Source organism: Alkalibaculum sporogenes, from assembly GCF_009362815.1.
In the GTDB taxonomy this organism is placed as follows: domain Bacteria; phylum Bacillota; class Clostridia; order Eubacteriales; family Alkalibacteraceae; genus Alkalibaculum_A; species Alkalibaculum_A sporogenes.
The window spans coordinates 98,728-117,049 of sequence record NZ_WHNX01000007.1; the positions used below are offsets into that span (position 1 = coordinate 98,728).

General features: G+C 31.8%; 19 protein-coding genes. 14 read left to right on the plus strand and 5 right to left on the minus strand.

Annotated elements, in window-relative coordinates:
- Positions 1 to 64 precede the first annotated feature (64 nt).
- The 5 genes from GC105_RS06170 to GC105_RS06190 all read left to right on the plus strand — a co-directional run bounded on the left by GC105_RS06170 (position 65) and on the right by GC105_RS06190 (position 3,894).
- On the plus strand, positions 65 to 370 hold the full coding sequence (locus tag GC105_RS06170; RefSeq protein WP_152802803.1) for a PTS sugar transporter subunit IIB: 306 nt from the start codon (positions 65 to 67) through the stop codon (positions 368 to 370).
- A gap of 21 nt (positions 371 to 391) precedes the next feature.
- Positions 392 to 1,798: a PTS galactitol transporter subunit IIC gene (locus GC105_RS06175; protein ID WP_152802804.1), complete on the plus strand. Its 1,407-nt coding sequence runs from the start codon at positions 392 to 394 to the stop codon at positions 1,796 to 1,798.
- Between the two features lie 33 nt (positions 1,799 to 1,831).
- Positions 1,832 to 2,899, plus strand: coding sequence for a galactitol-1-phosphate 5-dehydrogenase (locus tag GC105_RS06180; RefSeq protein ID WP_152802806.1), 1,068 nt, complete (start codon positions 1,832 to 1,834; stop codon positions 2,897 to 2,899).
- A 13-nt stretch (positions 2,900 to 2,912) separates the two neighbouring features.
- A complete protein-coding gene (locus GC105_RS06185) occupies positions 2,913 to 3,620 on the plus strand; it encodes an L-ribulose-5-phosphate 4-epimerase (protein ID WP_152802809.1) in 708 nt (235 codons plus the stop codon).
- A 67-nt stretch (positions 3,621 to 3,687) separates the two neighbouring features.
- Positions 3,688 to 3,894: a hypothetical protein gene (locus GC105_RS06190; protein ID WP_152802811.1), complete on the plus strand. Its 207-nt coding sequence runs from the start codon at positions 3,688 to 3,690 to the stop codon at positions 3,892 to 3,894.
- A gap of 112 nt (positions 3,895 to 4,006) precedes the next feature.
- On the opposite strand, the gene GC105_RS06195 is transcribed toward GC105_RS06190, so the two are convergent.
- Positions 4,007 to 4,492 carry an ECF transporter S component gene (locus tag GC105_RS06195; protein ID WP_152802813.1) on the minus strand — a complete coding sequence of 162 codons (486 nt, stop codon included), beginning with the start codon at positions 4,490 to 4,492 and terminating at the stop codon, positions 4,007 to 4,009.
- A 98-nt stretch (positions 4,493 to 4,590) separates the two neighbouring features.
- Here GC105_RS06195 and pdxR point away from each other — a divergent pair, with 98 nt between their 5' ends.
- The 4 genes from pdxR (at position 4,591) to GC105_RS06215 (ending at position 11,878) form a co-directional block, all read left to right on the plus strand.
- Positions 4,591 to 5,964 (plus strand): MocR-like pyridoxine biosynthesis transcription factor PdxR, encoded by a 1,374-nt coding sequence (gene pdxR / locus GC105_RS06200; protein ID WP_152802815.1) that lies wholly within the window; start codon positions 4,591 to 4,593, stop codon positions 5,962 to 5,964.
- A 156-nt stretch (positions 5,965 to 6,120) separates the two neighbouring features.
- On the plus strand, positions 6,121 to 6,708 hold the full coding sequence (locus GC105_RS06205) for a flavodoxin family protein (RefSeq protein ID WP_152802817.1): 588 nt from the start codon (positions 6,121 to 6,123) through the stop codon (positions 6,706 to 6,708).
- A 583-nt stretch (positions 6,709 to 7,291) separates the two neighbouring features.
- Entirely contained in the window at positions 7,292 to 10,387 is a 3,096-nt protein-coding gene (gene ileS / locus GC105_RS06210; RefSeq protein WP_152802819.1) for an isoleucine--tRNA ligase, read from the plus strand.
- 12 nt (positions 10,388 to 10,399) lie between these two features.
- Entirely contained in the window at positions 10,400 to 11,878 is a 1,479-nt protein-coding gene (locus tag GC105_RS06215) for a phosphohexomutase domain-containing protein (protein WP_343029968.1), read from the plus strand.
- An 85-nt stretch (positions 11,879 to 11,963) separates the two neighbouring features.
- On the opposite strand, the gene GC105_RS06220 is transcribed toward GC105_RS06215, so the two are convergent.
- From GC105_RS06220 to deoD, 3 genes are all read right to left on the minus strand, one after another.
- Positions 11,964 to 12,734, minus strand: coding sequence for an MBL fold metallo-hydrolase (locus GC105_RS06220; protein WP_193708305.1), 771 nt, complete (start codon positions 12,732 to 12,734; stop codon positions 11,964 to 11,966).
- Between the two features lie 84 nt (positions 12,735 to 12,818).
- Positions 12,819 to 13,040: a PspC domain-containing protein gene (locus GC105_RS06225; RefSeq protein WP_152802823.1), complete on the minus strand. Its 222-nt coding sequence runs from the start codon at positions 13,038 to 13,040 to the stop codon at positions 12,819 to 12,821.
- Between the two features lie 103 nt (positions 13,041 to 13,143).
- Positions 13,144 to 13,842, minus strand: coding sequence for a purine-nucleoside phosphorylase (gene deoD, locus GC105_RS06230; protein ID WP_152802825.1), 699 nt, complete (start codon positions 13,840 to 13,842; stop codon positions 13,144 to 13,146).
- 294 nt (positions 13,843 to 14,136) lie between these two features.
- Between deoD and GC105_RS06235 the strand changes: the two genes are divergently transcribed.
- Both GC105_RS06235 and GC105_RS06240 read left to right on the plus strand, forming a co-directional pair.
- Entirely contained in the window at positions 14,137 to 14,580 is a 444-nt protein-coding gene (locus GC105_RS06235; protein ID WP_152802827.1) for a cell wall hydrolase, read from the plus strand.
- A gap of 18 nt (positions 14,581 to 14,598) precedes the next feature.
- The gene (locus GC105_RS06240; RefSeq protein WP_152802829.1) at positions 14,599 to 15,069 is read left to right on the plus strand and encodes a hypothetical protein; all 471 of its coding nucleotides are present in this window, start codon (positions 14,599 to 14,601) and stop codon (positions 15,067 to 15,069) included.
- 24 nt (positions 15,070 to 15,093) lie between these two features.
- Here GC105_RS06240 and GC105_RS06245 read toward each other — a convergent pair whose 3' ends face one another.
- Positions 15,094 to 15,663: a hypothetical protein gene (locus GC105_RS06245; protein WP_152802831.1), complete on the minus strand. Its 570-nt coding sequence runs from the start codon at positions 15,661 to 15,663 to the stop codon at positions 15,094 to 15,096.
- 196 nt (positions 15,664 to 15,859) lie between these two features.
- Here GC105_RS06245 and rbr point away from each other — a divergent pair, with 196 nt between their 5' ends.
- From rbr to GC105_RS06260, 3 genes are all read left to right on the plus strand, one after another.
- Positions 15,860 to 16,441, plus strand: a complete 582-nt coding sequence (gene rbr / locus GC105_RS06250; RefSeq protein WP_152802833.1) for a rubrerythrin — start codon at positions 15,860 to 15,862, stop codon at positions 16,439 to 16,441.
- A gap of 194 nt (positions 16,442 to 16,635) precedes the next feature.
- Positions 16,636 to 17,565, plus strand: coding sequence for an AEC family transporter (locus GC105_RS06255; protein ID WP_152802835.1), 930 nt, complete (start codon positions 16,636 to 16,638; stop codon positions 17,563 to 17,565).
- A gap of 27 nt (positions 17,566 to 17,592) precedes the next feature.
- Positions 17,593 to 18,303, plus strand: a complete 711-nt coding sequence (locus GC105_RS06260) for a 5'-methylthioadenosine/adenosylhomocysteine nucleosidase (RefSeq protein WP_152802836.1) — start codon at positions 17,593 to 17,595, stop codon at positions 18,301 to 18,303.
- Positions 18,304 to 18,322: the final 19 nt, after the last annotated feature.

The window sequence follows — 18,322 nt, forward strand, 5'->3', positions numbered from 1 at the left end:
GGATATGTAGGTAAATAAATATTAAAGTTAAGATATAAAATAAAGAGAAAAGGTGGTTATTATAATGGCAGCATCATTTAATGTATTGTCTGTTTGTGGTTCAGGAACTGTTACATCTTCCATGGTGGCCGCAAGTTTAAAAGAAAACCTGGAAGAGAAAAACATCAGAATTTCTACTACAGAGGCAAGACCAATGGAAGCCCTACAGCTAGTAGAAGGAGGAAATTTTGACTTTATTATTTTCACCAGTCCTCTTCCCGCAGGAGATTATAGTATTCCTGTTATAAATGCAACAGGTCTCTTAACAGGTATTGGTGAGGAAGAATTTATGGAAGAAGTATTAGAAACTATATCTAAAATAAAAAAATAATTTAAGAAAGCGGTGATCTTAATGTTAAGTATTTTTAAAAGTATATTTGATACATTTGGTTCTGCAATTTTTGTGCCTGTAATGATATTTATAGTTGCTAAAGCGCTTAAGATAAAAACACAAAAGGCATTTTCATCTGCGCTGTATGCAGGTGTTGGTTTAACTGGATTTACCCTATTACTTAATTCATATACACCAATTATTTCAAATGTCGTGCAAAAAATGATTGATCAAACAGGGATAAACTTACCTGTGTTTGATATGGGTTGGCAATCATCGTCAATAGTTGCATATGCAACTGATATTGGTATGATGTATATAGTTATTGCCTTAGTACTGCAAACTGTTCTGTTTTTTCTTAAATGGACAGATGTTTTCCAACCTTCAGATTTATGGAATAATTACTCGTATATGGTTTGGGGGTCAATGGTATATTTAGCAACTAGTAGCATTATATTAGGTATAGGAATTATGATTCTATTAAATCTTTATAGTTTATTGCTATCAGATTTATTAGCAAGAAGGTGGTCAACTTATTATAAATATCCTAGAAGTACAATTATAGCCATGCACAATATAGAACCAACAATTTTTGGGGTTATCATTGATCCATTATGGAATAAGTTAGGCTTACATAAAATTAAATTAAATCCACAAACATTGCAAGGAAAATTCGGTTTCTTAGGGGAACCTATATCATTAGGTTTATTCTTAGGACTATTCTTAGGCGTTCTTGGAAATTTATCTCAATTAGGTACACTTGAAGCATGGGGAGAGATTACTAGTGTAGCAATTGCAACTAGTGCTGTTATGGCTATTTTTCCAAAAATTGCAGGTATTTTTGCTCAAGCATTTGCTCCAATATCTCAAGCAGCTAGTAAATCTGCACGTAAAAGTGATACTGAAGGCAGAGAATGGTATCTTGGTGTAAATGATGCAACTGGTTATGGAGAACCTGCCACATTAATTTCTGGAATCATACTCATCCCTATTATGGTTGCTATGGCAATGATTCTACCTGGAAATAAAACATTACCAATAATTGATTTATTGGCATTACCTTATATGGTACAAGGATTAATTGCAACTTCTAACGGCAATATAGTTAAAACAGTATTAAATGGAGTAATATGGTTTAGTTTAGGCCTATATATGTGTTCTTGGACAGCTCCATTATTTACTGAAATTGCGGGAACTGTTGGAGTAACCCTGCCAGCAGGTGCTTTAATGATAACAAGTTTCAATATACTGGGAAAACCATTAGTAGGTCTTGTGTTTTTTGCTTTTTTAACGAAAAATCCATTATGGATTGGGCTAACAATTGGGGTATATCTAATAGCATATTTTGTATTTAGGAAAAATAAAGAGAGTATTAGAGATTATCTTGATAGAGCAGCTGAGAAAAATGAAGTATTTCAAGAAGCATAAAAGACAACAACTTAGGGATCAAGAGGTGAAAATATGAACGATAAAAAAATGCTGGCTAGTATTTTATATGGGCCAGGAGATATTAGATGTGAAGAAACATGTATCCCCGAAATAGGGAGTACAGATGTGCTAATTAAAGTGGCGTATGCAGCAATATGTGGTTCGGATCTACCTAGAAGTCAAAATGAAAATGGTGCCAGACGGTATCCGTTGATCTTAGGGCATGAGTTTAGCGGGAATATTGCTGAAATTGGTAAAGATGTGACTAAAGTGAAAATAGGAGATAAAGTTGCTGTAGCACCGCTTATACCTGATCCAAAGTCAGAATATAGCAAGGCTGGAGAATATGGATTAAGTGATAATTACAATATTATCGGAACAGGAAGTAATGGAGCGTTTGCACAGTATGTCAAGGTGCCAGAGGAACATGTAGTTTTGGTTCCGGATTCATTAGATTTAGAGACAGCAGCTGGAATTGAGGCTGCAGCAATTGCATTTCATGGATTAAGGCGTTCTGAAATTGAAGTTGGAGACACTGTAGCAGTTTTAGGGTGTGGATCTATTGGGCAACTGACAATACAGTGTGCAAAAATATTCGGAGCTAGTAAGATAATAGCTGTAGATATTTTTGATGATAAGTTGAAACTTGCTAAAGAGTTAGGGGCAGATGTAACAATAAATAGTAAAAGTGAAAATCTGATGGAAAAGATTCTTGAAGAGACAGAATTAGGAGTACACGTAGTACTTGAAACTGCAGGTAGTAGTATTACACAAGAGCAAGCATTAATGATTACACGAAAACATGGAAAGATAGTATATATAGGAATATCCCACAATGAGTTATCTTTATCAGAAAAAACAGTAGAACGAATATTGAGGGCAGAGCTTACTATTAAGGGGTCATGGAATTCTTATACTGCACCTTATCCAGGTAGAGATTGGGAAGCGACTATGAATTTTATGAAGACCGGACATATTGTGTTTAAGCCAATGATTTCTCATCGAATTCAATTAAGTGAAATTGGTCAATATCTAAAAGATATGTACAATCATAATATTGAATTTAACAAGGTAATTGTTGAAGTAAACAGACAAAAATAAAGGAGTGATGACATTGCTAGACGAATTAAAAGAAGAAGTATACTTAGCAAATTTAGAATTACCTAAGCATGGTTTGATTAAATATACGTGGGGAAATGTTAGTGGACTTGATTCTAATAAAGAATTGTTTGTAATAAAACCTAGTGGAGTTAATTATGATAGCCTAAAACCATCAGATATGATAGTTGTTGATCTTAATGGTAAAATTATAGAGGGGAGTTTAAATCCGTCTTCAGATACCCCAACCCATGCAGTGTTATATCGTAAGTTATCTGAGGTAAGAGGAATAGTTCATACACATTCACCATGGGCTACTGTTTGGGCTCAAGCTGGTCAAGATGTTCACGCTATGGGAACTACTCATGCTGATACATTCTATGGAACAGTGCCTTGTACACGCTTATTAACACAAGCAGAAATTAATAAATCCTATGAAGAAGAAACAGGTAACGTAATTGTAGATACCTTCATTGATAGGAATATTAATCCTAATGAGATTACAGGAGTTCTCGTCCATAGCCATGGTCCGTTCACATGGGGTAAATCTGCATCATCAGCTGTAATGAATGCTGTTGTATTGGAAGAAGTGTGTAAAATGAATTTGTATACAAAGATGCTCAATGCTAACTCAATAGATCTACCCAAAAATCTTTTAGATAAGCATTTCTTACGGAAACATGGTTCTAACGCTTATTATGGTCAGGGTACACATAATATTTAAAAAAGATGTGATACCAATTATATACATATATTAGCATTAGTTTTATAAATAATTTAGGAGTGAAATTATGATAGTTGATTTGTTAACTCTTATAGGTTTAGCTTTTTTTATAAAAATATTTTTTAATAGTATAGTATATTGTAGAAAGAAAGACAAAGATGTACAAAAACAAGAACCATATAATAGCGATAAGCATAGAAATAGACTTATTATTCACAGCTTTCTTGGTGTATTATTTATTGTTCTAGGTCGCTTATATGTGGTGATGATATAAACAGAAAATATAATTGTATTATAAAACCATAAGAAGAAAGTAACAACTAAAAGGTAGCTCTACTTTATAGAGCTACCTTTTAGTGTCCAAAAAGTAAATAAAAAGTATCAAATTACATATTATTTGTAATCTTACTTCTATTTAATCCACGAATTATTAGATAAGCTACCATAGATCCAATAGATCCTTGAATAAGGTTGAAAGGGACATTTGCGAGAGGAGATAAAAAATTGTAAAATATAATAACTTCAGCTCCATAATATCCAAATACCATAATAAATAGTCCGGATAGTACACCTAGTAAGTATTTATGCTTTTTAAAGAAATAACCAGATACGGCTCCCATAGACCCTTTTATCAATAATGTTGGAATCATATAAATAAAATAACTTAATGAGAAATCTCCTAACATAGAACCCAAGCCACCAGCTAAGAAACCTAGAGTTGGACCGAGTATGAAAGAAGAAATATATATTGCTGCATCTCCTAAATTAATATACCCACCTAAAGGACTAGGGATGGGAATTAAAACAGTGCTAAGAAAAACAAGGGCAATCATAAGTGAGGTATATGTTATTTTTTTTGTATTTGTTTTCATATTATCTTTCCTTTTATTATATTTTTTATTATAATACACTGTAAATAACCTTGTGAAAATATACAGAATAAAATAAAACTATAAGGACAGATGGTAAGATGGAACAAATAATTTTAGATTATAATATTGATGAACCATTTTATATACAAATTTATAACCACTTCAAAACAGAAATAATTATAGGTAATTTAATAAAAGGAGCAAAGTTGCCTTCTATTAGAGGGCTTTCCATGGATATTAAAGTAAGTAAGACAACGATTGAGTCAGCATACAATCAATTAGTAGTTGAAGGATATGTAAATAATATTCCTAAGAAAGGTTATTTTGTAGTAGCTTTGAAAGATTATGAATTTACTACAGACAAAAAAAAGATATTAAATCCAGCCAAAGATAAATTTCTAGATTATATAAATAATGGAGTTGATAAGGCGAGTTTTGACATGAAAATATGGAGAAAATTGTACGGAAATATATTAAGTGAAAAGGATAACAAGCTATATACTGTAGGAGATTATCAAGGAGAAGAAGTTCTGCGCCAAAAAATCTGTGAATTCGTTCAGAAAACTCGTGGTGTAAAATGCTCTAGCGATCAGATAGTAGTAGGTGCAGGGATACAATATTTACTAGGTATTTTGTGTTCGCTAACACTAGAGGATCAGTATAGTGTAGCAGTAGAATATCCTGGTTTTAATCAAGCGAAGAATGTTTTTGAAGATTACCATATGAAGATTATACCAGTGCCTGTATATGATGAAGGAATAGATATAGAAGAACTAAAACAATCACAAGCAAAAATGGTTTACCTAAGTCCTTCACATCAATATCCTACAGGTTCAGTAATGCCCATAGATAAAAGACTAGATATCTTGAACTGGGCAAGTAATAACGATTCAATAATTATTGAAGATGATTACGATTGCTTAATAAGGTATGAATCTAGACCCATACCAGCACTACAAGGTTTGGATAAGGGCGGGCACGTTATATATTTAGGTTCATTTTCTAAAATTTTATTGCCATCAATAAGAATTAGTTATATGATACTACCTCAAAAAATATTAGACAGATATAAAAGTAAAATAGGTCGTTATTCCCAAACATCATCAAAAATTGAACAGTTAACATTAGCTCAATTTATGAAAGAAGGATATTTAGAGAAACATCTAAGGAAAATTAGAAAAGTGTATCACCGTAAAAATGAGATTATAGTAAATTATATTAACAAATACGCTAAAGAGAAGATAAATATACTAGGCCATGATTCAGGTCTTCATATGATGTTTGAACTAAAAACTAACAAGATAAGTAAAGAGATTATAGCGGAAGCTGAAAAACTTAATATCTATTTAGAAGTTGTAGAAGGTTATCACGAAGGTAAATTAGTAGTGGTGTTTACCTACAGCGGATTAGAGGAAGAAGATATAGAAGGAATTTTGCAACTATTAATAAAGAATATATTTTATCCGCATTAACAGGCACTTTATTGATATTAGTATAGGAAGTGATGCTATATATTATATAAATTTAGAGTAGAACAAGAAAACAAAGGGTATAATCAATTAACAAATATTTAAATTTTATAAATAAATACTAATGTTTATAATACAGACGAATTCAGGGGGGTAATTATGAAAATTTTTGCTTTAATGTGCAGTCATAGAAAGAAGAAAAATACTGAACACGTATTAGATTATTTTTTGGATGGTTTTAGTGGAGAACATCAAATTGTAAAGAAGAGATTAGTAGATCAAAACATAAAAGTGTGTATAGCTTGTGAGTATTGTAAAAAAAATCTAGGCAAGTGCATTCACGATGATGATATGAATGAGATTATTCAAGATATGTTAGGTAGTGATCTAATAGTGATAGCATCACCACTATACTTTAATAGTGTAACTAGCTTGTATAAAATTATGATTGATAGGACACAGACATTATACAACGCGTGGTATCACCTTAAAGAGCCTTTGTTCAAATCTAAAAAGCCAGTTGTATTCCTTTCTGTTGGAGGGTCAAGAAGTTATAAAAATCAATTCCAAGGAATAATAGTAGAGACAGAACATTTTCTTACTAATATTAATGGAAAGGTGTTAGACTTTATTAAGTATAACAATTCAGATCGAGTAAGTCTTATAAATAATGAAGAAGCAAAAATGGAATTAATAGCAAAGGCTAAGACGATTGAGGAAATGGTAATCGACAATAGCTGGCAGTAAGTAGGCTATATTCCAAATGAGTATTAATTAAATCCTTGACAGTTAAGCGGTTTATGGTTAAAATTTATACGTACAAATCTATATTGAAAGAACGATGATGAGAACAGTAGTAATAGTTGTAACTTAACAGAGAATTAACCCTAGGTTGAAAGGTTAAAAGTGAGACGATTACGAATATCACCTTTGAGTTTTGATTTAAGCGCAAATAATATGCTAAGAGAAAATTAATTTTTATTTAGCTACTGTCGCAAAATCACGGTTATTCCGTTAAATTATAAGACATTAATATAATGTAAAGTAAGATGGTACCACGAAGATGATGCTTTCGTTCTTATATAAGAACGAAAGCTTTTTTGTTATCGTGAAGACAATGAGCCAAGCGAAAAGGAACTTTTCGCTTATAGTTCTTTTGAGGAAGCAGACAAACGGCTTGCCGATTTGTCTGGTTTAACAAAATAACAAATGAAAACAATTTTTCATTTGACCAATGACCGGGTAAAGAGCATCGCTTTGAGAGTTATCGTAGATACCATTAGAGTTCTTATATAGATCAAAAAGGGATTATTTAAGAGGAGGAAAAACAATGTCAATATTCAAAGAATTAACGCATTTATCTATTTCTGATAATGAAAAGAACATTTCAGATAGGTGGAGTGAAATAGATATATTGAAATTATCTATTCAAAATAGAGCTGATTGTGAGAATTACGTATTTTATGAGGGACCACCTACTGCAAATGGTAAACCAGGCATTCATCATGTCTTGGCTAGAACGTTAAAAGATTCAGTATGTAAATACAAAGCAATGAGTGGATATAAAGTTGAAAGGAAAGCAGGGTGGGATACACATGGTTTGCCTGTAGAAATTGAAGTAGAAAAATTGTTAAACCTATCTAGTAAAAACGATATTGAAGACTATGGAATAGACAAATTTAACAAGAAATGTAAGGAATCGGTTTTTACTTATGAGGCTCAATGGCGCGAAATGAGCAAAAGAATGGCTTACTTTATCGACCTAGAAAATCCGTATATTACTTTAGATAATAATTATATTGAAAGTGAGTGGTGGATACTAAAGAAGTTTTTTGATGAAGGATATATTTACGAAGGACATAAAATTCTTCCTTATTGTCCACGGTGTGGGACGGGCCTAGCATCCCACGAAGTAGCTCAAGGATATCAGGAAATAAAAAGTAATACAGTTATAGTGCCTATGAAGAGAAAAGACATAGATGAATATTTTCTTGTTTGGACAACTACACCTTGGACATTAGCATCTAATGTAGCTCTTGCTGTACAGCCAAAGGCTGATTATTATAGAGTGAAAAGTCAAGGAAATACTTTTATAGTTGCAAAAGCCTTAGCAGACAAGGTTTTTGATGGAGATTATACAGTAGTGGATGAATTTAAAGGAAAAGAACTAGAGTTTATAGAGTACGAGCAATTAATGCCTTTTCTAGAAGTAGATAAGAAAGGATTTTACATTACATTAGCAGATTATGTTACTACTGATGATGGTACAGGCATTGTCCATATTGCCCCTGCCTTTGGAGAGGACGATTATCAAATAGGAAGAAGATATCAATTGCCTGTATTAAACCCTGTAGATGAAGAAGGTAAATACACTGATACACCTTGGAAAGGCACATTTGTAATGGACGCGGATATTGATATTATCAAATGGCTAAAAGCAGAAGGAAAATTATTCAAAAAGGAAAAAGTAGCACATAATTATCCTCATTGCTGGAGGTGTAAGACTCCTTTAATATACTATGCAAAGCCAAGTTGGTATATCGAAATGACTAAAATTAAAGATAGATTAATTGAAAATAACAAGTGTGTAGAGTGGTATCCAGATTATGTAGGCGAAAAGCGATTTGGAAATTGGCTTGAAAACTTAAATGACTGGGCAGTTTCTCGTTCTAGGTATTGGGGTACACCGTTAAATATATGGAAATGTGAATGTAATAATCTTGAATCAATTGGGTCAAGACAAGAGTTAGTACAGAGGTCAGTTGAAGATATAGATGAAACCATAGAACTACACCGACCATATGTAGATGATGTCCATATTAATTGTTCTAAATGCGGAAAATTAATGACTCGAGTAAAAGATGTTATAGATTGCTGGTTTGATTCAGGTTCTATGCCTTTTGCACAATACCATTATCCATTTGAGAATAAAGAAAAATTTGAAGAACAATTTCCAGCAGATTTTATATGCGAGGGAATAGATCAGACAAGAGGGTGGTTTTATTCATTATTAGCCATATCTTCATTCGTAATGGGCAAATCACCGTACAAAAAAGTATTAGTTAACGATTTGATACTTGACTCAGAAGGAAGAAAGATGTCAAAAACCAGGGGTAATACTGTAGATCCGTTTGAGCTGTTCGATGAGTATGGTGCAGATGCACTTAGATGGTATTTATTATATGTATCACCTGCATGGACTCCCACTAAGTTTGATGTAGAGGGTTTAAAGGAAGTACAAAGTAAATTCTTTAATACGATTAAGAACGTATACAACTTCTTTACCCTATATGCCAATACAGATGATGTAGATCCAAAGACATTTTTTGTAGAATACAAGGATAGACCTGAAATAGATAATTGGATGTTATCAAGATATAATAGCTTAGTAAGAGAGGTAAATAAAGAATTAGCGATCTTCGATTTAACGAAGGCAGTTAGAAAGATACAAGACTTTGTAAATGAAGATTTATCTAACTGGTACATCAGACGCAATAGAAGAAGATTCTGGACAAAGGAATTAACTGAAGATAAAAAAGCTGTCTATAATACTACCTATGAGATTCTCATAGGTGTATGTAAACTAGTAGCACCATTTGCACCATTTATTTCCGAGGAAATATATAAAAATCTCACAAATAAAGAATCAGTACATTTAGCTGATTATCCTCAATCAAATGAAGATCTAATAGATATTGATTTAGAGGAAAGGATGGATTTAGTAAGAAATTTAGTAAGTTTAGGGAGAGGTGCTAGAGAAGAAGCGCAAATAAAGGTAAGACAACCACTACAGAAAATAATAGTAGATGGCAAATATAAAGATACAATGAACTATTTAGTGCCTCTAATTATGGAAGAGTTAAACCTTAAAAATGTCGAGTTTGAAGAAGATTTAAGTGCGTTCTTAAATTTTTCATTAAAACCAGATTTCAAAACAGCTGGACCAATACTAGGAGCAAAGGTAAAACTTCTAGGGAAGGCGTTATCACAAGCAAATCCAGAAAGTATTGTACCTAAATTAGAGTCAGGGGAAAAAGTGATTCTATCAATAGATGGTGAAGAGCTTGAAGTGACAAATGAATTTGTAGATATAAGAATATCTTCTAAAGAAGGATTCAACGTACAAATGGAGAATAATGTGTTTGTTATTTTAGATACTACTATTAATGATACATTAAAAACAGAGGGTTATGCTCGTGAAATTATCTCAAAAGTACAGCAGATGAGAAAAACAAAAGGTTTTGAAATGATGGATAATATCAATATATTAATTAATGGTGATGAAGAGATAAAGAAAGCAATTATAGACTACGGACAATATATTAAAGATGAAACATTAGGGGTAATTTTAGATACTACTGAACAAGATCTTGAAAAACAAAATATTAATGGTCATAATACGGGAATAGACATAAAAAGAGTTTGAAAGGGTGATATTGTGAGTTTGTTAAAATTACAAAATGGGTCTGATATTAGAGGTGTTGCTGTTGAAGGGGTACAGGGCGAAGAAGTTAATCTTACAGTTGATGCAGTTAGTAAGATAACTTTTGCCTTTAAACAATGGTTAGAAAATAAAATGCCAAGTAAAGACCTGAAAATTGCAATTGGGAGAGATAGCAGAATATCTGGAGAAATGTTAATAGATGCCGCAATTAAAGGGATGAGTAGTAAAAATGTTACAATCTACGATTGTGGAATGGCTTCTACACCTGCAATGTTTATGACTACAATAGACGATGAAATAGATGCTGATGCTGCTATTATGGTAACTGCAAGTCATTTGCCATTTAATAGGAATGGATTAAAATTATTCACCAAAAAAGGTGGAGCAGACAGTAAAGATATTAAAGAAATATTAGATATAGCAGATAACTTAGAAGATAATAATTATACTGTAAATGGTAGAGTAGAAAATATTGACTTTATAAGTAAATACTCTAAAGGTTTAGTAAATATCATTAGGGAAACTACAAATGAAGAAAAACCTTTTAATAATTGCAAAATTATTGTAGATGCAGGGAATGGAGCAGGTGGATTTTTTGCAGCTAAGGTTTTAAAACCTCTAGGTGCAAATATAGAAGGAAGTTTATATCTAGAGCCAGATGGGTATTTTCCAAATCATGAACCAAATCCCGAAAATAAAGAAGCAATGGAATCTATACAGCAAGCCGTTATAGATAGCAAGGCAGAGTTAGGTATAATATTTGATACAGATGTTGACAGAGCTGCCGTTGTAGATGGAAAAGGAAACGCTATTAATAGAAACCCATTAGTTGCGTTAATGTCTGCTATCGTTTTAAATGATTATCCTAATACCACAATAGTTACAGATTCTGTAACATCAGTTGGTTTAAAGACATTCATTGAAGGTAAAGGTGGAAAACAACATCGATTTAAAAGAGGTTACAAAAATGTAATAAACGAAGCAATACGTTTAAATGAAGAAGGAATACAGTCACACCTTGCAATAGAAACAAGTGGACACTGTGCTTTTAAAGAAAACTATTTTTTGGACGATGGTGCGTATTTAGTAACTAAAGTATTAATTACATTTGCTAACTTAAGAAAATCTGGAAAAGATTTAGGAGATTTAATTAATAAATTACAAGAACCATTTGAAGTAAGGGAGTTCAGGGCTAAAATAACGAATTCGGAATTTAAACAGTATGGACTACAACTCCTAGATGAATTTGGATCATATATAAACACAGTGCCAGGATGGTGCTTGGAAGAACCAAACTTTGAAGGAGTTAGAGTAAATTGCGCAGATCAATCTGGATGGTGCCTAGTACGAATGTCACTACATGACCCGGTACTAGCAATCAATATGGAATCAGATATACCAGGAGGTTGTGAGAAAATAGAAAAACTATTAATGAGCTTCTTAAACAAATACGAAGGCTTAGCTTTCTCATAGCATTGATCAAAAAAGAACTTCTCATTTATGAGAAGTTCTTTTTTGATTTGAGACACGTTACTTACGGCATATATGGATATTAGAATTATTGTGGAAAATCAACTACTGTAGTATTTAGATCTTCACATAGGATTATTTCAGGAAGCTCATGTCCATATCTATCTATAATCTTATTAGTTGTGCTAATCCAATTATAGATATCTTTCTTTTCATTCGGTAGATGCATTAACAATATCTTTTGAGGGGTTATAAAGGTGTTTATCACTTTTCTACCAGGGATTAAAGATACATAGGGAAAATCTAGTAAGGCGATACTAATATTTTGTTTATATAAAGAAAAACTTTCATAATTACTTTGGTCAGGTTTTGCATCGCCACAATGGAAAACAGTAATGCCATCCATTTTTACTATGTAAGAAAAATTAACTACATTTGAAAACTTTGCACCATCATGAATCATTGAGGCAACGGAGAAGTTAATTCCATTGACATTAAACTCTTTAATATCTTTAATATCAACATCTCCGTATTCTATTTGATTATCTAATGAAGTATTGTAGTTAGATAGTGTTTTTAAGTACTGTACAGTTTGTTTACTAGAAAATAACTTTAATTTAGGTTGATTTATTAGAACTTCTAGAGAAGTTTCACCATCAAAATGATCCCAGTGGTAATGAGTAAATAAAAGAAGGTCTAAATCGTTAAATGGAGGAGCTCCTGCAATTATTTTATTAATAGTATCTGGATCTACACTATGATATGGATCTACTTGTTTTGTATGTATTGCATCAATCAATACCTTTTTATCATTATGCTCTAATAAAAATCCAGTATTTGCAATATAATAAATTTTCATCAATATACCTCTATTCTTAGTAAATATTAATAAGACAACCATAGGCTGCCTTATTAATTATTGCAATTACGCTATTCTTAACGATTATTCATCTGATACTGAATAATCATTAAATTCTAATTCGCTTTTGTCGGGTAAAATTATAGCGCATATAATATAAAGAAAGAAACCTATGCCGAAAGAGGGTATTGAAACAACAGCCCAGACAATTCGAACTAGTGATGGATCTATATCAAAATATTCAGCTATGCCTTGACATACTCCACTAATCTTTGCTTTTGCTCTGTTTTTATATAATTTCTTCATGAATTGTTCCTCCATTTAGTTAGTATTTTATATAATATATTATAATGTAATATAATTAAATTAAAGTTATTAAATAATTAGAAATGCATTAGTTTATATATATCTATGAAACTTCAAGAGCTATTTCTATCATATCTGTTAGTGTTTTTTCTCTCTCTTCAGAGGTGGTAGCTTCCAAGGTTACTAGGCTATCACTTACAGTTAATATGGCTAATGCATTTTTACCTAGTCTCGCTGCATTCATATATAGTGCTGCAGCTTCCATTTCTACTGCTAGAACACCCATTTTAGCCCAAGACTTCCATGAATCTTCTTGATCATCATAAAATATATCGCTAGAGAGGACGTTACCTACTTTTACATCAAGTTTTTTATTAGAAGCTATAGAATGTGCTTTACTCAATAATTCAAAATTTGCAATAGGAGCGAAATTACCTGGTAAATTATACTGGCTAGCATAACTAGAATTAGTACATGTACCTAGAGCTAATATTATATCTCTAATATTTACATTTTCTTGAAAAGATCCACATGACCCTATTCTTATAATATTATCGCAATCAAATACTGTAAATAATTCATAAGAGTATATCCCTATAGAGGCCATTCCCATACCTGAACCCATAACAGAGACTTTTCTACCTTTATAAGTGCCACTATACCCTAACATCCCACGTACTTTATTAAAACAAGTTGGATTATCTAAATACTTTTGTGCTATAAATTTAGCCCTAAGGGGATCACCTGGCATTAGAACTGTTTTAGCGATATCTCCTTTACTTGCATCAATATGAACTGTCATATATACATTCACCTCTTACTTTAAATTTTATCAATAATAATATCTCTTGTAAATAAAATATTTAGTAATTATTATACCCTAAATAATAATTACTAAATATTCAATTATAAAGTTGAAACTTTATTCAGTAGGGGTTTTCTTTATCTTCGGTAGTCTTAGTGCCTGTTGATGCGGGATATACTCATTATGATGTACATTTTAGATATGTAATAATATATAAAAACATTATAATAATTGTAGCAAAAAAGTCTCTTTAAAATATAATAAATAAAGATTAAATTTTAGGAGGAAACCATGGCATACCCAGCTAGAGAGTTATTAGCAAGACTCATTAAATGTGAGGCTGAAGGAGAAGGAGAAACTGGTATGAAAGCTGTAGCTACGGTAGTAATGAATAGAGTACATGTAGCTTATGGAGAATACCAAAGGGTTAATCAGGGTGATCTAAGAAAAGTAGTATTCCAACCAGGACAATTTGATTGTGTAATGGAAACAATCGGTGGAATGCCGAACCACCAAGTAATATATAATGCACATCCAGATCAGATACACTATGATATCGCTGATTGGGCATTAGCAGGAAACAAACTCTATAATATAGGTGAGTCACTATGGTATATGAACCCATTTATACCAGATTGTCCAATTTATTTCCCATATAATCAAAGTGGTGTGCATAACTCTAGGATTAGGCTTCATTGTTTCTATGACCCTACTCCCAGATATGCGCAAACATAATTTAGAAGGAGCTTAGAAATGAAAAAGAATATAATTCCAGATAGTTCAAAGATACTTTCAACTTATGAGAATAATTACGCAGTTGTTCCAGGAGGAGGAGGTGGAATGCCACCATTTAGTATGCAACCAGCTATGCCGCCAACAGGGATGCAGCCAGGTATGCAACCAGCTATGCCGCCAATGGGTATGCAACCAGGAATGCAACCAGCGATGCCACCAATGGGTATGGAACCAAGAGTGCCAGGACCACCAGTTCTAGGACCAAACTATATACAAGGATATTTAAGAAGATTTATTGGTCAATATGTTAGGATTGATTTCATTGTTGGAACAGGTATGTTTATCGATAGAGATGGAATTTTAAGAGAAGTTGGAATAGATTTTGTACAGATGGAAGAGGTGCAAACAGGTAATATACTTATTGGAGACTTATACTCAATTAAATTCGTTACTGTCTATTCAAGTGCACCCAGTATACCTGCTTATTAGCAGGTATCTTGGGTATATATAATTTTAATTAGTACTTAATTGTTGTGTATCTGGTGTAGGTACATTAATATAACCAAGATTATTAATTTCGCCTCTATAAATAACCTTACCTTGCATTGATGCAAAATTCATAGGTCGTACAAGATTTTTAGGCACATTAAAATCGATGATATCACTTTCTTTTAATATATGGTATACAAATTCTGAACATAAAAAACGATTGTTAAAGGTAGCTTTGTTTAAGAGGTTAAAAATTAATCCCATGTAATTGTATTTATATATTTTGTCGTTAGTTATAAAATGATCAACAAGGGCACAGGCTTTTTCGTACTGTTCTTTAGTGACTTCAATTTCTATTATTTTACATGGTGATGTATCGTAGATTTTGTACAATCCAGTATGTATACTTTCTTTTCTAAAGCATCCTACAAAAGGATTATAGACTTTCTTCCTACCAAAACTATACATTTGATCCAAATTTCTATCTAAAGCTATAGCAGCATGAGTATAGGGATCTTTTTTAATATAATGTATTAAATTTGATAAGACTGTATTTGTGCGTACTAATAATATGTATAAATGATATTTATCCATCTGTTATCTCCTATATATAGTATTCATTATTTAATTTTCACTGCAGTATAATTATAAAAAAGAAAAAAGAACAAACATAAATCTAAAAATTAGAAAAAATCATTATACTCATATTCTATATCAAATCGTGAAATAAAAAAAGTATTATGTTATTTTTTTTTTTTCAAGGACATAATATCCTAAAGAGGTGATGTCAATGGAAAATAGATTAAAAGGATCTAAAACAGCAGAAAACTTGATGAAAGCTTTTGCAGGTGAATCTCAAGCTAGAAATAGGTATACTTTTTACGCAGAAAAAGCACAACAAGAAAAACAAATACAGATTTCTAATGTTTTTAATGAGACAGCTCACAATGAAAAATATCATGCAGAAAGATTTTTTAGATTCTTAAATACAGAGTTTAAAGGAGAACAAGTAGCAATAACAGATGTAGGATTTCCAGTAGATCTAGGTACAACTTTAGAAAACCTTGAAGCTGCTGCAAGAGGAGAACATGAAGAACATGCTATTTTATATCCTGCTTGGGCTAAAGAAGCTGAAGAGGAAGGTTTTAGTCAGATAGCGACTGTCTTTGAATTAGTATCAAAGGTAGAGAAGAAACATGAAGAACGATTCAACCAATACGCTCAAAGAGTGTTGAATAATGAAATTTTTAGACAAACTGGTAAAGTGAAATGGGTGTGCTTGGAATGTGGTCATGTCCACGAAGGTATAGAGGCTCCAGATGCATGTCCTATATGCTCAAGACCTAAAGGTTTTTTTAAATTGCAACTGTGACAACACGTAAGAATAACAATAGATATATACTCTTGAAAATGACTTTTCTAATATTAATAGAGAAGTCATTTTCTTTAATTTATAAATAAAAGTGCTGAGAAAGTATAAAAACTAATCCTTTGTTGGATTGTAATCAAATTACTTAAACTGTATAATAGAGTAATCAGAGCGTAAAGTAGTAAGAGGAGCGATATATGGATTTATTAATAGTATTTACATCTATACTTACATTATTTATTGTAGGAATAGTTGGTTATTATTGTAGGAAAAAAGAAATATTAGGAGAACAAACAGTACAAAATTTACCTAGGTTTTTATTAGATATTACATTTCCTTGTATGATTATTAGTTCAATGCAAATTCCATATTCTACAAATAAGTTAGATGATCTAAAAGCAATGTTTTTAATATCAATAGGTGTGTACATATTTTCATTACTATTTGCATTACTAATACCAAAGATCTTAAGGATAGAAAAGGAAGAAGATCAAGGAGTATATAAATTCATGTCAGTATTTTCTAATGTCGCTTTTATGGGGTATCCTGTGCTATTATCTATTTACTCTAGTGAAGCGATATTTTATGCATCAGTATTTAATTTGCCATTCAACTTTTTAGTTTTTACTGTGGGAATTTATTTTATGCAAAGTAAATTCAAAAAATTCAACTTTAAAATTTTAATAAACCCTAGTTTAATTTCAGTGTTTACAGGTTTTATTTTTTTCTTATTTTCTATTAAAATTCCTAATATGATATTGCAACCAGTAGAAATGATAGGGAATTTGACAACGCCACTGGCTATGATTTTTATAGGAGCATCTTTAACAAATGTAGATATAAAAAAGATTTTTACAGAATGGAGATTATATGGTATATCTTTAATAAGGTTAATCATAATACCAATGATTATTCTATTAGTTTTAAGAAACTTCGTTCAGGATCCATTATTGTTGGGAATACCAGTAATAATATGTGGGATGCCTGTAGCAGCAAATTGTGCTATTATCTCAAGTCAATACGGATGCGATTCTGATATAGCGTCGCAAGGAATTTTTATGACTACATTGTTATCAATGTTTACAATTCCGTTTTTAGTTTTTATTTTATCAATTTTATCAGTATAGAAATAAAAGTGAAAAGGAGAGTTATATATGATTATTGGAATTATAGGTGCCATGGAAAAAGAGATTGTTTTACTAAAAGAAAAAATGATTATAGAGAAAACCGTAAATCAATCTAGCCTTGAGTTTTATGTTGGAAAACTTAATGACAAAGAAGTGGTGTTGGTTAGATCAGGAATAGGGAAAGTTAATGCAGCAATGTGCACACAAATTTTAGTTGATATTTACAATGTAGAGTTAATAATTAATACAGGAGTAGCAGGCGCATTGCACCCAGATTTAAACGTTGGGGATATAGTGGTATCTACAGATACATTGCAACACGATATTGATGCATCAGTTTTTGGAGATCCAAGAGGAATAATTCCAGGCATGGACAAAAGTGTTTTTTTAGGTGATGAGAAGTTGTTAGGGTTTATCGATGATATTACACTGTCTGATCAGAAAATATTGAAAGGAAGAATAGTAACTGGAGATCAGGCTATAGGATGTGGCGATACTAAAACTTTGTTGTATGAACAATTTGAAGGTTTTTGTGTAGAAATGGAAGGTGGAGCAATAGCCCACGTTTGTCACTTGAATAATATCCCGTTCCTAATTATTAGAGCTATATCTGATAAAGCAGATGAGGAAGTAGAAGTAAATTATAATGAATTTTTAGAGTTAGCCGCAAAGAACTCAAGTTTTATTGTTGAGAGTATACTATCAAACATAGAAATAGGTAGTATGAGGAAATTATAATATATTGTTGGAGGAACGT